A 14,817-nucleotide genomic window follows, 5' to 3' on the forward strand; every position below is an offset into this window, starting at 1 on the left:
GGTGGTCTCTTGGAACACAGAAGCAATATACAAGAATTGACATTGGAAGAAGTGATGGGAGATCGCTTCGGTCGATATTCCAAATACATTATTCAAGAACGGGCATTGCCAGATATTCGTGATGGGTTAAAACCGGTTCAGCGGCGCATCTTGTTTGCCATGAACCAAGACGGCAATACGTATGACAAAGGCTTCCGCAAATCAGCGAAATCAGTCGGGAATATCATGGGGAACTTTCATCCCCATGGTGACTCGAGTATTTATGAAGCAATGGTCCGCATGAGCCAAGACTGGAAATTGCGTCAGATTTTGATTGAAATGCACGGAAACAACGGGAGTATGGATGGTGATCCGCCAGCTGCCATGCGTTATACCGAAGCACGACTTTCAGAATTAAGTGGTGAGCTGTTAAAAGATATAGAAAAAAACACCGTCGAATTGGTGTGGAATTTTGATGATACCGAAAAAGAACCAACGGTCTTACCAGCAAAATACCCAAATCTGTTAGTCAATGGCTCAACTGGGATCTCAGCTGGGTATGCAACGGAAATTCCCACCCATAATTTAGGGGAAATCATTGATGGAACGGTCTATTTGATCGACCATCCGCAAGCTTCTTTGGATCAGCTGATGAAGTATATTCCCGGCCCTGATTTTCCAACAGGAGGGATTTTACAAGGGAAAGAAGAAATCAAAAAAGCCTATGAAACAGGCAAAGGCAAAGTGATCCTGCGTTCGAAAACCAAGATCGAAGACATCAAAGGTGGCAAGCAGCAAATCGTTATCAATGAGATTCCCTATGAGGTCAATAAAGCCAATCTAGTCAAAAAAATGGATGAGATTCGTTTGAATAAACGGATCGACGGGATTGCTGAAGTGCGTGATGAAACTGACCGTACTGGTTTGCAGATCGTTGTCGAGCTGAAAAAAGAAGCAAATGCACAAGGAATTTTAAATTATTTATTTAAAAATACCGAATTGCAGATCAACTACAACTTCAACATGGTGGCTATCGACAATATGCGCCCCCAACAAGTCGGTTTGAAACGGATTTTAGAAAGCTACATCAAGCATCGGCGTGAAGTGATCGAAAAACGCAGTCGTTTTGAACTGCAAAAAGCCCAAAAGAGACAGCATATCGTCGATGGGTTAATCAAAGCTTTATCGATTCTTGATGAAGTGATCGCCACCATTCGCGGCAGTAAAGACAAAAAAGATGCCAAAAACAATCTGGTTGTTCAGCACGGTTTTACGGAAGAGCAAGCAGAAGCCATTGTGAACTTACAGTTGTACCGCTTGACCAATACGGATATCACACAATTGCAAGCAGAGGCGAAAGAACTTGCTGAAACGATCGCTGAATTGACAACGATTTTAAATGAGGAAAGTGAATTGCTGAAAGTGATCAAAAAGGAATTGCGGGAGATCAAGAAAAAATATTCGACACCGCGATTGACTGAGATCGAAGCCGAAATTCAAGAAATCAAGATCGAAACACAAGTTTTAGTCGCGCAAGAAGAAGTCGTCGTGACAGTCACAAGAGACGGTTATGTCAAACGCAGCAGTTTGCGTTCTTACGGTGCCTCAAAACCAGAAGAGATCGGCATGAAAGAAGGCGACTCTTTACTTTACAGCAACCAAATGAATACGTTGGATCATCTGTTATTGGTAACCAATAAAGGAAACACGATCTATCGTCCGGTTCATGAATTGCCTGATTTAAAATGGAAAGATCTAGGCGAACATATTTCGCAAACGGTTATGACACTGGCGCAAGATGAAATGATCATTGGGGTCTTTGCCTACAAAGAGATCGATCCGTTGAAAAACTTTGTGCTGATCAGTAAAAACGGCATGATTAAACAAACACGAATGACGGAATTTGAACCTTGGCGCACCTATAAGACACGGCCAATGACGATCATGAAGCTGAAAGATGAATCAGATGAATTAGTCAATGTCTTTTTGACTGATCAAACAGAAGAAATGGATGTCTTTTTAGTCAGTCATCTTGCCTTTGGCTTACGGTATTCGCTTAATGAAGTGCCCGTTGTGGGACCAAAAGCAGCTGGGGTCAAAGCGATGAACCTTAAAGCGGATGATTATCTTATCAATGGGTTGTTAGTTTATTCAGAAGGGGATACACCGATCGTTCTGATTACCCAACGTGGCGCAGCAAAACGCATGCTAGCCCAAGAGATCACCCAATTAGGACGGGCGAAGCGTGGATTGATGGTCTTACGGGAATTGAAGAAAAACCCTCATCGCGTAGTCTATATGGGGAATGGAGAGAACCAGCAGCTACTGGTAACCAACCAAAAAGGACAAGCCTTTGAAGTCATCACGAATCAAATCCCGATCAATGATCGGACCTCCAACGGCTCATTTATCATGGATGAGAAAACAGGGGGGCAAATCTACGAAGTGAAAACACAAATCAGTCCTGCAATCGCAGAGGATTCTGTACTATAAATTATAACAAAGCAACCATTCTGTACCAGTACAGAATGGTTGCTTTTTTGCCTCTTAATTAATCTTTCACATTAATAAAAAACGCACTTTAATAAAAGATTCACATTTGATAAATGCTTATAAATCAACGTTTTTAATAATAAAAATCTTAAAAAAAACTAAATTGTTCAAAATAATTCTTGAAAACACTTGCAATCATTAGGGTGTGTGTTATACTGTTCACGTAAAGCTGTTACATTAGTGAACAGAAAATTTAAGGAGGTCCATCAGATGGAACAATGGAATGGATTTAAAGGAAAAACTTGGAAAGAAGAAGTAAACGTACGCGACTTCATCCAAGAAAACTACACACCTTATGACGGAACAGATGAATTCCTAGCAGATGCTACTGAAGCAACGACGAAGCTATGGGATCAAGTCATGGAACTGAACAAGCAAGAGCGTGAAGCTGGCGGCGTATTGGATATGGATACAAAAGTCGTTTCAACGATTACTTCTCATGGACCTGGCTACTTAGACAAAAACTTAGAAACAGTTGTTGGTTTCCAAACGGAAAAACCATTTAAACGCAGCTTGCAACCATTTGGCGGCATCCGCATGTCAGAACAAGCAGCAGAATCTTACGGCTATGAAATCGATGCGGAAGTTTCTCACATTTTCCGCGACTACCGTAAAACACATAACCAAGGGGTATTTGATGCCTATACACCTGAAATCAGAGCAGCTCGTCGTTCTGGTGTAATCACAGGTCTTCCTGATGCATACGGCCGTGGCCGGATCATTGGTGACTACCGTCGTGTTGCATTATACGGAGTGGATTTCTTGATCAAAGAAAAACAACAAGACCTATTGTATTGCGGAAACGGAACCATGTCTGAAGACATTATCCGCCAACGTGAAGAATTAAGTGAACAAATTCGCGCTTTAAGCGAATTGAAAGAATTAGGAAACATTTACGGATTTGATATTTCTAAACCAGCTCAAACGGCGAAAGAAGCATTCCAATGGTTATATCTTGGTTACTTAGCAGCCATCAAAGAGCAAAATGGTGCGGCAATGTCATTGGGACGTACGTCAACTTTCCTTGATATTTATGTTGAACGCGATTTGAAAAATGGCGTGATCACTGAAGAAGAAGCACAAGAAATCGTTGACCATTTTGTCATGAAACTACGTCTTGTGAAATTTGCTCGGACGCCTGATTACAACGCATTGTTCTCTGGTGACCCAACTTGGGTAACTGAGTCAATCGCTGGTATGGGTGAAGATGGACGCCACATGGTAACAAAAAACAGCTTCCGTTTCTTACACACGCTAGCAAACTTAGGTCCAGCACCAGAACCAAACTTGACTGTTTTATGGTCAACACGTTTGCCTCATAACTTCAAAACATTCTGTGCGAAAATGTCGATCCAAACATCAGCGATTCAATATGAAAACGATGATGTGATGCGTGGACATTGGGGCGATGATTACGGAATCGCTTGTTGTGTATCCGCAATGCGCATCGGGAAACAAATGCAATTCTTTGGTGCTCGTGCCAACTTAGCGAAAACATTGTTGTATGCAATCAACGGTGGGGTCGATGAAAAATCAAAAGCACAAGTTGGACCAAAATTCCAACCAATTACTTCTGAATACTTGGATTACAACGAAGTAATGGAAAAATATGACACAATGATGGACTGGATTTGTGATCTGTATGTGAACACATTGAACATCATTCATTACATGCATGACAAATATTCTTATGAACGCATTGAAATGGCGCTCCAAGATACAGATATTCTACGTACGATGGCTACTGGTATCGCTGGTTTCTCTGTTGCAGTTGATTCATTATCAGCGATTAAATATGCCAAAGTTCGTACGATTCGTGATGAAAACGGCATTGTTGAAGATTACGAAATCGAAGGCGATTATCCTAAATACGGAAACAATGATGACCGTGTAGATGATATCGCAGTCAACTTGTTGAAAGCTTTCATGAAGAAAGTAAAACGCACAAAAACATATCGTGATGCAAAACATACAACTTCGATCCTTACAATCACTTCTAATGTGGTTTATGGGAAGAAAACAGGGAACACGCCTGATGGACGTCGTGCAGGTGCACCATTTGCTCCAGGTGCAAACCCAATGCATGGCCGCGATACGCATGGTGCATTAGCAAGTCTTTCGTCAGTTGCGAAATTACCATATGATTACTCATTAGATGGTATTTCAAACACCTTCTCAATCGTACCTAAAGCATTAGGTCGTGACGATGAGACACAACAAGAAAACCTAGCAACAATGCTAGATGGCTATGCAGCAAAAGGTGGTCACCACTTAAATATCAACGTATTTAACCGTGATACATTACTTGATGCGCAAGCTCACCCAGAAAAATACCCACAATTAACGATTCGGGTTTCTGGTTATGCGGTTAACTTCATTAAATTAACCAAAGAACAACAAGATGATGTCATTGCTCGTACAATGCACGAAGCAATGTAATAAGCAACAACTTCAGGCGGCGGACGGGAAAATCCGCCGCCTCTTGTTTTGAGAGTATCAGACGGAGCATGGTTATCCGTCGTTTCGAAGAAAGGAAGAGCATTATGGCAGTAACAGGACAAGTACATTCAACAGAAAGTTTTGGATCAGTAGATGGACCAGGTATCCGTTTTATTGTATTCATGCAAGGATGCCGCATGCGTTGCCAGTTTTGTCATAATCCAGATACTTGGAAGATTGGCACGGGTATCGAACGAACGACTGATGACGTCTTAGAAGAGGCGTTGAAATATCGCGAATTCTGGGGACAAAAAGGTGGGATCACCGTTAGTGGTGGGGAACCGTTACTTCAAATGGACTTTCTGATCGATCTGTTTCGCAAAGCCAAAGCAGAAGGGGTCAGCACAACACTGGACACTTGCGGAAAACCATTTACACGAGAAGAGCCTTTTTTCAGTAAGTTTCAAGAGTTGATGACTGTGACTGATTTGCTGTTGTTTGATATCAAACATATCGATAACAAAGCCCATAAAGAGCTGACCACCCAATCCAATGATAATATTTTGGATATGGCAAATTATCTTTCAGAGATCAATCAGCCCGTCTGGATTCGTCATGTGCTGGTTCCTTTTAGAAGCGATTATGATGACTTCTTGATCCGTTTGGATGAATTTATCAAGACGTTGAAGAATGTCGATAAAGTTGAGATCTTACCTTATCACACGATGGGGAAATACAAGTGGGATGAGCTAGGCTTGAAATATCCCCTTGAAGGGATCGAACCACCAACCGAAGATCGGGTGAAAAATGCCAAACGTTTGCTCCATGTAGATGACTATAAAGGCTACTTAACCCGTTGATCAAAACAGGAAAGAAGAGATTGCTATTGCTTCTTTCCTGTTTTTTTACTATGATTAGAAAGTGAATATCAATTGAAATAGGAGCGATGAAGAAATGTCGAAAATATTAGTATTCGGTCACCAAAATCCTGATACCGACGCTATTGGTGCAGCGATTGCCTTTGCAAACTTACAAAATCAACTTGGGAAAGACTGTGAAGCGGTGGCGCTAGGTACACCGAATGAAGAAACACAATTTGCACTAGACACCTTTAGCCTGGCTGCTCCTCGTGTAATCGATTCAGTAACTAAGGAAACACAAGAAGTAATGCTGGTGGATCACAATGAGTTTCAGCAAAGTGCGGCAGATATCGCTGATGTTACAGTGTTGGCAGTGGTTGATCATCACCGTATTGCTAACTTTGAGACAGCCAATCCGTTGTATTATCGTGCAGAACCTGTTGGTTGTACCAGTACGATCGTATTGAAGTTATACAAAGAAAATCAAGTGGAAATTCCAAAAGCGATCGCAGGAATCATGCTTTCAGCGATCATCTCCGATACATTGTTGTTCAAATCGCCAACATGTACCGATGAAGATGTAGCGGCAGCAAAAGAATTAGCGGTTTTAGCAGGTGTTGAATTGGAAGCATACGGATTGGATATGTTGAAAGCCGGCACAAATCTTGGAACGAAATCAGCCGCAGAATTGCTGGATCTTGATGCAAAAAGCTTCCCAATGGGCGGGAAAAACATCCGTATCGGACAAGTCAATACAGTCGACCTAAAAGAGGTCTTTGACCGTCAAGCAGAATTGGAAGCTGCCATGAAAGAATCAATGTCAGCAAATGGCTATGATTTGTTCTTGCTTGTTGCTACTGATATCTTAGACAGTAATTCTGAGCTATTAGTTGTTGGTGAACCAATTGCCCCAGTAGAAGCAGCGTTTGAAACGACATTAACGAACCATCGTGCCTTTTTACCTGGCGTTGTTTCTCGTAAAAAACAAATCGTTCCTCAATTAACAGCGGTTTTCGAAGGATAATTAGGATAAATGTCAGAGTGCTGGTGAGATCTGTTTTGGTAGATCAAGCCAGCATTTTTCATGATTTTTTTAATAAGGAGTACACACAGTGAAATTTTTTTATAGTCCCCATTATCGTTCGTTGCAACCGATCCTGGCATCTTCTGAATTCCATGATTTGGTTCATGTGCTTTTAAGCTGTCAGGAACCGCCGACACTACGAGAGCTAAAAGCGAAGTTTCCAGAGGTGTCATTTGATAAAACCCTTGACCGTCTGATCGCATCAGCTTTGATCATCCGCCAAAATCGACGCTATTTTTTAGGTTTTCCTGTTTATACTGAAGAAGATCAAAAGCAGCTGCAAGAAAGTGACGGTTTTTATCAAGATGCCCTTGATTGGTCAACACAAGAAATCGCTGGTTTTCTCAAAAACTTTGCGACATTAAGTAATGAAAAAAAATACTTCTATGGTTGTTTGCAGGAGGTGGAGCAGGGGATTGTTTATTCCTTGGCCCATGAAAGTTTTCAGATGATCTCATACGCAGAAGCGCCATGGCCACCAACGCTGCCGGCTTTTTTTGAAGCAAATCGCCAGCTGCAAAATCTATCGGTTTATGACGAACTAATGGATTTGATCGGCGATGTCGATCCGGTCTATTACTTAGATCAAGTAAGTGTCATCTTTGAACGTATCCGTAAAAACAAAAAAGTGCGTCCGAGTATTTTTCTAGAATCGCTTCAACAGTTGAAAATCGTTAGTTCCGAGCTAGATTTCTTGCTGGAAGAAATAAATTGTGATAATCTAAAAAACGGCCGTTATCCATCTGCTGAAAAGGATATTTTCTTGCAACGATCAGTGCTCGCTCACTTAGCGAGAAAAGCAGGTTCATACAACACGTTTTTTTTCAATGATAATTGAGATTTCTAATAATTATGTTATTTGTTTTAAATTTCCTGAATATTACAAAGCTGTTAGATGTTATTCTAATAGCTTTTTTTCTTGTTCACTAAAATGATAATTTGATGAATAAAAATTAAAATATAACGATCGTTTTGTTTGGAGATTTGATTTCTTGATGATATGATGATTTTAGAACGTTGAAAGGGGATATAAAAATGGAAGGATATAAAACGGTTGATTTTGAACAGTTGGAACGGAATAAAACGAAAGCAGAAATGATTACATTCGTATCAATGTCAGAGATAGAAGCGGCACGGCAAGCAATTACAAATGCGGGGATCGATGAAACGCGTTTTTCTGATGGAGATCTCATTCTCGCATTAAAGCAAAAGGAACGATTTGGGGCAAATACGATCGTTTCAGTGGTTATTGATTGGCTAGTGAATCAAAACTATTTAGTGAATCCCGCGAATGCCCTTCGTTATTTGGCAAAAAAAATGGCAGATGGTCCATTAACGAGTTATAAATTATTGAGTGAGGGAGAGTTTGACTGTGATGGCAATTATTACTTAATTGGTCACGCAGACAAGTCCTTGGCAGTAAATAAAGCCTATAAAGTTTACACCGATGGGCAAGTAAAAGAGCTTTGGCAAGCAAAATAATTGAAGGTGATTTCGGCTCTAGCGAAGAAGGGAAACGGCTGTAGAAGCAGTTGTTTTCGTAAAAGGATCGAAGATTGAAGGTTGTGAAGGACGCGTGAAACTAAACATTCGAATCAGCTTAGCTGGCAGTCATCTTTTGATCGGTGCATTCAGTTTGATCGGTGCATTGCTGACGCTTTATAAAGTACCAACTAGTTTTGGTACGATCCAAGTCATGTTAGGTGAAATTTATTATACCGATACGGTATTTGACCGATTTACTCAGCTTTTCTTATTGGGGATTATTAGTCTTTATACCGTAGTGACGAGTTTTTACGGGTTTCGATTCTGGTGTTTTTGCTCCGCCTCTTCTGCATTTGGGACACTGCTGGCATATGTTGAATTAACTGAGACACTTCCGGTGATGATTGTTTTCATCCTGGTTTTGGCAAGTTTGTTTCAGTTAAGTGTAGTCACATACTTCATTTTCCAAAAGCTAAAAAGTAGAGCTGAAACAGGTTGAACAGATACGTTCAAGCTGTTTTTTTCTGTCCTGAATAATTCGTTCGTATCATAGGGTTATTAGGTTACTAGAATTTTATTTTATGCTATGCTAACAGTAGAGATCGTTTGATTGCAAATGCTTCTCTATGAAAAAATGGGACAATGATCGATCGTTAAAGAATAAGCGATCAAGATGAGTCGAAGGAGGACTGATGAGAGAGTGGTTACCAAACAACAGGTACTGACTGCAGAAAAGGACTTTCTGAGCGGTGAAAATTTTTATGTCCAACATTTCTTAGGAGCCCATCAAGCGGATGACGGCTATGTGTTTCGTGTTTGGGCACCAAACGCTCAACAAGTTTGGCTGGTTGGTGATTTCAACCAATGGACAGACACTTTGCCAATGAATAAAAGGGCAGAATCTGGGGTCTGGGAGATTGAGACCAACCAAGTAAAAGAAGGACAGCTTTACAAATACAAAGTCAAACAAGCAAATGGACGAGAAGTATTGAAGATTGATCCTTTTGCTGTCCATTTCGAAGCTCGACCAGGAACTGCTGCCGTGTTGCATTCGATCCCACAAAAAAAATGGCGGGACGGACTATGGCAAGGCCGCAAAAAAAGACAGAAAATATTTAATCGACCTCTAAATATTTATGAAGTTCATGCCAGCTCGTGGAAGCACCACGAAGACGGCACCCCTTATCGCTTCTCTGAATTAAAAGATGAACTTATTCCTTATGTGAAAAAAATGGGTTATACCCATATTGAATTTATGCCTTTGATGGAACATCCATTAGGTACCTCGTGGGGCTATCAGCTGACAGGTTATTTTGCGCTCAGTTCCTATTATGGGACACCAGAAGAATTTCAAGACTTTGTAGAGGCATGCCATTTAGAAAATATTGGTGTCTTTGTTGATTGGGTACCAGGACATTTTTGTGTCAATGATGACAGCTTAGCTTATTATGACGGCACGCCGACATTTGAATACATGGATGAAAACCGTGCCAAAAATGTTCGCTGGGGTGCGATCAACTTTGATCTCGGCAAACCACAAGTCCAAAGCTTTCTGATCTCAAGTGCCTTGTTCTGGATCGAATTTTACCACATTGATGGTATTCGGGTAGATGCCGTTTCCAACATGATCTATCGCGATTATGATGAAGGTCCATGGGAACCAAATCACGAAGGGGGCAATCGCAACTTTGAAGGCTATTACTTTTTACAGAAGCTTAATTCTGTTATCAAGTTAGCCCATCCAGCAGTGGTCATGATTGCAGAAGAAAGTACGTCTGAAACCAAAATAACAGGAATGGTCGAAGAAGGCGCGTTAGGATTTGATTACAAATGGAATATGGGCTGGATGAACGATGTCCTGCGTTTTTATGAAATGGACCCGATTTTCCGTAAAGATCATTTAAATCTGCTTTCTTTCTCTTTCATGTATCGGATGCAAGAAAATTATATCTTGCCACTTTCTCATGATGAAGTCGTTCATGGTAAAAAAAGTTTGATGCATAAAATGTGGGGGGACCGCTACAAACAGTTTTCACAACTACGAAATCTCTATACGTACATGATGATGCATCCAGGGAAAAAATTGTTATTCATGGGTAGTGAATGGGGACAGTTTTTAGAATGGAAATATGATCATGGGCTTGAATGGGTCGATTTAAACGACACATTAAATGCAAAAATGCAGTTCTTCACCCAGACCTTGAATGAACTATACAAAGAAGAACGAGCCCTTTGGGAATTGGATGATCAAGAAGATTCATTGATGGTGATCGATGCAGACAACTTAGATGAAACGACATTGACTTTCTTACGACAAGGAAAAACGAAAAAAGATTTCTTGATCGTTGTTGTCAATCTGACACCAGTGGAGCGTCACGATTTTGCGATCGGCGTGCCATACGAAGGAACGTATCGAGAGATTTTAAACACTGAACGGGATGTATTTGGTGGAACTTGGGTGGCTAATAACCAAGACTGCCAGACCAGTAATGCCCCTTTTAAACAATACGACTATCAAATCAAAACAATTTTGCCTGCACTTGGGGCTTTGATTATCAAACCAGAAAAAATCAAAATGACTCGTAAAAAAGCAGTAAAGAAAGCATAAAAAAAGAGTAGAGGGGGAACGGTGAGTAGATCACCAAACAAAATGAAAACAGAAATGTTAGCAATGATCCTCGCAGGAGGACAAGGGACTCGTTTAGGGAAACTAACAAAAAATATTGCCAAGCCAGCAGTTCCGTTTGGCGGCAGGTATCGGATCATCGATTTCACGTTGAGTAATTGTGTCAATTCTGGAATCAAAAATGTGGGTGTAGTCACGCAGTACCAACCTTTAGCACTGAACAACCATATCGGCAATGGCGCCAGTTGGGGATTGGATGGAATCAGTACCGGTGTGACGATTTTACAGCCATATTCAAATTCAGAAGGCGAAAAATGGTTTGAGGGAACTGCCCATGCCATCTATCAAAACATCGCCTATATCGATGAGATGGACCCGCAATACGTCTTGATTTTGTCCGGCGACCATATCTACAAAATGGATTACGAAGAAATGCTGGAAAAACACAAAGAAAATGATGCTTCATTGACGGTTGCAGTTCTCGAAGTTCCGATGAAAGATGCTTCTCGTTTCGGGATCATGAATACTGATAAAAATGACCGCATCATCGAATTTGATGAAAAACCAGCCGAACCAAAAAGCAATCTTGCTTCGATGGGGATCTATATATTTGATTGGAGTCGTCTACGCAGTATGCTATTGAGTAACTACACAAAAGACGGCGAAATGGTCGATTTTGGGAAACATGTGATTCCTTCTTATCTAGAAAGCGGCGACAACGTTTTTGCCTATCGCTTCTCTGGCTATTGGAAAGACGTAGGAACGATCGATTCATTGTGGGAAGCCAACATGGAATTTATTGATCCAGCTATGGAGTTGAATATCCGGGATAAAAGCTGGCAAGTGTTCTCCAAAAACCCAATCGCACCGCCGCACTTTGTAACTGAAACCGGTGCTGCTAAAAATTCGCTTGTGATGGACGGCTGCTATGTTGCTGGGGAGATCGAGCACAGTATTTTATCAGAGAATGTGCAAGTGAAAGAAGGCTCGACTATCAAAGATAGCGTAATCATGCCTGGAGCGGTGATTGGCAGAAATGTCAAATTAAATCGAGTGATCGTTGGGGAAAATGCAGTGATTGGTGACGACGCAGAGATCGATGGAACAGACGAAATTGCCGTAGTCGGCTATTCTGAAATTTTAGGGGTGACGATTGATGAGAACTAATAAAATGTGTGCAATTTTAGGGAACCTACAGCGATACCAAGACTTGATGCCATTAACGGAGAATCGTCCGCTGTCGACCTTGTTGTTTGACTGCAAATATCGCTTGCTGGATTTCAATCTTTCAAGTATTGAAAATGCCAACATCAAACAAGTCTACATGATTTTCAATGAAGGAGAGACCCAGTCAGTTTTTGATCATATCGGTGGTGGAAAAGAGTGGAACTTGGACGGTGTTCAAAACCGGTTCTTTATCCACTTATTCCAAGACTCATTGAAAAAGCAAGCCGAAGGGCAAGAGTACTACTATAACGTCATTGACTATTTGGAAAAATCAAAATCAGATCACACTGTATTTATGGGCAGCAAAATCTTATGCAACATCGATTTGCGTGCTTTGCTGAAAATTCATCAACTACAAGGCAATGAAATGACTGTGGTGTATAAACGCATCGGCAGTGACAATGTTTCTGAAAGTGACTTGTTGTTTAATGTTGACAGTGAAGGACACTTAGAAGAAGCGATCCAAGCGAAAAAAGGGGAAGTTGGCTCCCTAGTCAACTTGTGTACGGATATTTTTATCATTCAAACGGATCGTCTGATCGCGGCTCTTAAAGAAGGGCAAAAAGTTGGCGCAACGGCAGATCTCGGTCAATTTTTACGAGAGATGATCTCTGTGGAGAACACTGGCCTATATGAGTACACTGGTTACTTAAGTAACATTTATGATATCTCTTCTTATTATCAAACAAATATGGACATGCTAGATGTGCATAAATTCACCTCATTGCTTTATTCGAATCAAAAAATCTATACCAAATTGAAGAATGAAGTACCAACCTATTACTCGGAAACGTCTGAGGTGAAAAACAGCCACTTTGCTTCTGGTTGCATCGTGGAAGGTATGGTCGAACAGTCACTGGTTGCTCGCCGTACGAAAATCCATCCTGAGGCAAAAGTCAAAGGTGCGATCATTTTCGGGAATAACGAAATCAAAGCAGGTGCCGAAGTCTCTTATGCGATCTTAGATAAAAATGTAACCATCGCAGAAGGTGTAAAAGTGCAGGGAACCAAAGAAACGCCGATTGTCATTAAGAAGAATTCTCATGTGACAGAAGATGTAATCGGAGGAGCAAGCGCATGAAGGTTTTGTTTACAGCAGCAGAATGCGCTCCGTTTTTTAAAACAGGCGGATTAGGGGATGTTGCAGGTGCATTGCCAAAAGAGTTGGTCAAAAAAGGCGTCGAGACAGTTGTCGTCTTACCTTATTTCACGAAAATGCCTGCCGAATACCAAGACCAAATGGAAGATTGTTTTTCCTTTGAAGTGGCGGTCGGCTGGCGCAAGCAATATTGTGGAATCAAAAAATTAGTTCTAGGCGCTGTGACTTATTATTTCATAGACAATCTCTACTATTTTGGTCGCGAACGGCTCTATGATTTTTATGATGATGGGGAACGCTTTGCTTTCTTCCAATTAGCCGTGATCGAAATGATGGAACGCATTGAATTTATTCCAGACATCGTACATGTCAATGATTACCATACGGCGATGATTCCGTTCTTGATCAAAGAAAAATATCATTGGATCCAAGCGTATCAAAACATACGCACCGTTTTGACGATCCATAACATTGGGTTTCAAGGGTGGTATAGTCGCGATATTTTACCGGATCTTTTTGGGATGGGTACGGAAAGATATGATGATGGAACCTTGCGTTTAAACGATTGCTTGAACTTTATGAAAGCAGGAATCTTGTATGCGGACCGCATCACGACCGTCAGTCCTTCCTATAGTGAAGAAATCAAAACAGCTGAGTTTGGTTGTGGTCTTGAAGTCATTTTACGCATGGAAAGTGGCAAGCTAAGCGGTATCTTGAATGGAATTGATTATGAAATGAATGATCCAGAAACCGATCCTCATTTGGACTATCCTTTCAGTGTCGAGGATTTATCAGGAAAAGCTAAAAGCAAGCGAGCGCTACAAGAACAGTTTGGCTTGCCAACTCGTAAAGAGGTTCCGCTGATTTCCGTTGTTAGTCGTTTGACCACTCAAAAGGGGTTCCATTTAGTTCTTGAAGAAATGGAAAACCTCTTGCAGTTTGATGTTCAGTTCATCTTACTAGGGACTGGCGAACATGATTTTGAAGAAGGCTTTCGCTACTTTGCGCAGAAATATCCTGACAAATGTGCTGCCGCGATTTCTTTTGATATTGCATTGGCGCAAAAGTTATACGCAGCAGCGGATCTCTTCTTGATGCCTTCGGCTTTTGAACCATGTGGACTATCGCAGATGATCGCGATGCGCTATGGTACATTACCGATCGTTCATGAAGTCGGTGGCTTGAAAGATACGGTGGATTCCTATAATCCGATCACGAAACAAGGAACCGGCTTTGGCTTCCAAGAGTTTTCACCTTTTTACTTGATGAATGCCTTAAAACAGGGGATTGAATTATATGAATCGGATCCGACAACATGGACGGCATTAGTCAAGCAAGCAATGAAAAAAGATTTTAGCTGGAATCAAAGCTCAGATCTTTATGTTGAGTTGTATAATAATATCAAAGTTTGATTGTTTTAAGACAGAAGAATCCTTGTCTGCAACAGAGCGGCTAGTTGTATGAC

11 protein-coding genes are annotated in these 14,817 nt (G+C 41.0%); all 11 read left to right on the top strand.

Going from position 1 to position 14,817, the window contains the following annotated elements:
• The first annotated feature begins 9 nt into the window (after positions 1–9).
• Positions 10–2,472 carry a DNA topoisomerase IV subunit A gene (gene parC / locus IGK85_RS05925; protein ID WP_005236805.1) on the top strand — a complete coding sequence of 821 codons (2,463 nt, stop codon included), beginning with the start codon at positions 10–12 and terminating at the stop codon, positions 2,470–2,472.
• A gap of 270 nt (positions 2,473–2,742) precedes the next feature.
• On the top strand, positions 2,743–4,971 hold the full coding sequence (gene pflB, locus IGK85_RS05930) for a formate C-acetyltransferase (RefSeq protein ID WP_008379680.1): 2,229 nt from the start codon (positions 2,743–2,745) through the stop codon (positions 4,969–4,971).
• Between the two features lie 104 nt (positions 4,972–5,075).
• Positions 5,076–5,831 (top strand): pyruvate formate-lyase-activating protein, encoded by a 756-nt coding sequence (pflA, locus tag IGK85_RS05935; RefSeq protein ID WP_008379682.1) that lies wholly within the window; start codon positions 5,076–5,078, stop codon positions 5,829–5,831.
• A 94-nt stretch (positions 5,832–5,925) separates the two neighbouring features.
• Positions 5,926–6,855 carry a manganese-dependent inorganic pyrophosphatase gene (locus tag IGK85_RS05940; RefSeq protein WP_008379685.1) on the top strand — a complete coding sequence of 310 codons (930 nt, stop codon included), beginning with the start codon at positions 5,926–5,928 and terminating at the stop codon, positions 6,853–6,855.
• A gap of 88 nt (positions 6,856–6,943) precedes the next feature.
• Positions 6,944–7,753 (top strand): DUF1803 domain-containing protein, encoded by an 810-nt coding sequence (locus tag IGK85_RS05945; protein WP_008379687.1) that lies wholly within the window; start codon positions 6,944–6,946, stop codon positions 7,751–7,753.
• 197 nt (positions 7,754–7,950) lie between these two features.
• Positions 7,951–8,397, top strand: coding sequence for a hypothetical protein (locus tag IGK85_RS05950; protein WP_005236794.1), 447 nt, complete (start codon positions 7,951–7,953; stop codon positions 8,395–8,397).
• Between the two features lie 94 nt (positions 8,398–8,491).
• Positions 8,492–8,899 (top strand): hypothetical protein, encoded by a 408-nt coding sequence (locus IGK85_RS05955; protein ID WP_008379690.1) that lies wholly within the window; start codon positions 8,492–8,494, stop codon positions 8,897–8,899.
• 174 nt (positions 8,900–9,073) lie between these two features.
• Positions 9,074–11,008, top strand: coding sequence for a 1,4-alpha-glucan branching protein GlgB (glgB, locus tag IGK85_RS05960; protein ID WP_051013025.1), 1,935 nt, complete (start codon positions 9,074–9,076; stop codon positions 11,006–11,008).
• A gap of 42 nt (positions 11,009–11,050) precedes the next feature.
• On the top strand, positions 11,051–12,193 hold the full coding sequence (locus IGK85_RS05965) for a glucose-1-phosphate adenylyltransferase (protein ID WP_016613232.1): 1,143 nt from the start codon (positions 11,051–11,053) through the stop codon (positions 12,191–12,193).
• The gene (gene glgD / locus IGK85_RS05970) at positions 12,183–13,334 is read left to right on the top strand and encodes a glucose-1-phosphate adenylyltransferase subunit GlgD (protein ID WP_005236788.1); all 1,152 of its coding nucleotides are present in this window, start codon (positions 12,183–12,185) and stop codon (positions 13,332–13,334) included. The genes IGK85_RS05965 and glgD overlap by 11 nt, the downstream gene beginning before the upstream one ends.
• Positions 13,331–14,764: a glycogen synthase GlgA gene (glgA, locus tag IGK85_RS05975; RefSeq protein WP_429972195.1), complete on the top strand. Its 1,434-nt coding sequence runs from the start codon at positions 13,331–13,333 to the stop codon at positions 14,762–14,764. The genes glgD and glgA overlap by 4 nt, the downstream gene beginning before the upstream one ends.
• The last annotated feature ends 53 nt before the right edge of the window (positions 14,765–14,817 follow it).

This window comes from Enterococcus sp. AZ015 (genome assembly GCF_050499225.1).
GTDB classification, from domain to species: Bacteria; Bacillota; Bacilli; order Lactobacillales; family Enterococcaceae; genus Enterococcus_D; species Enterococcus_D entomosocium.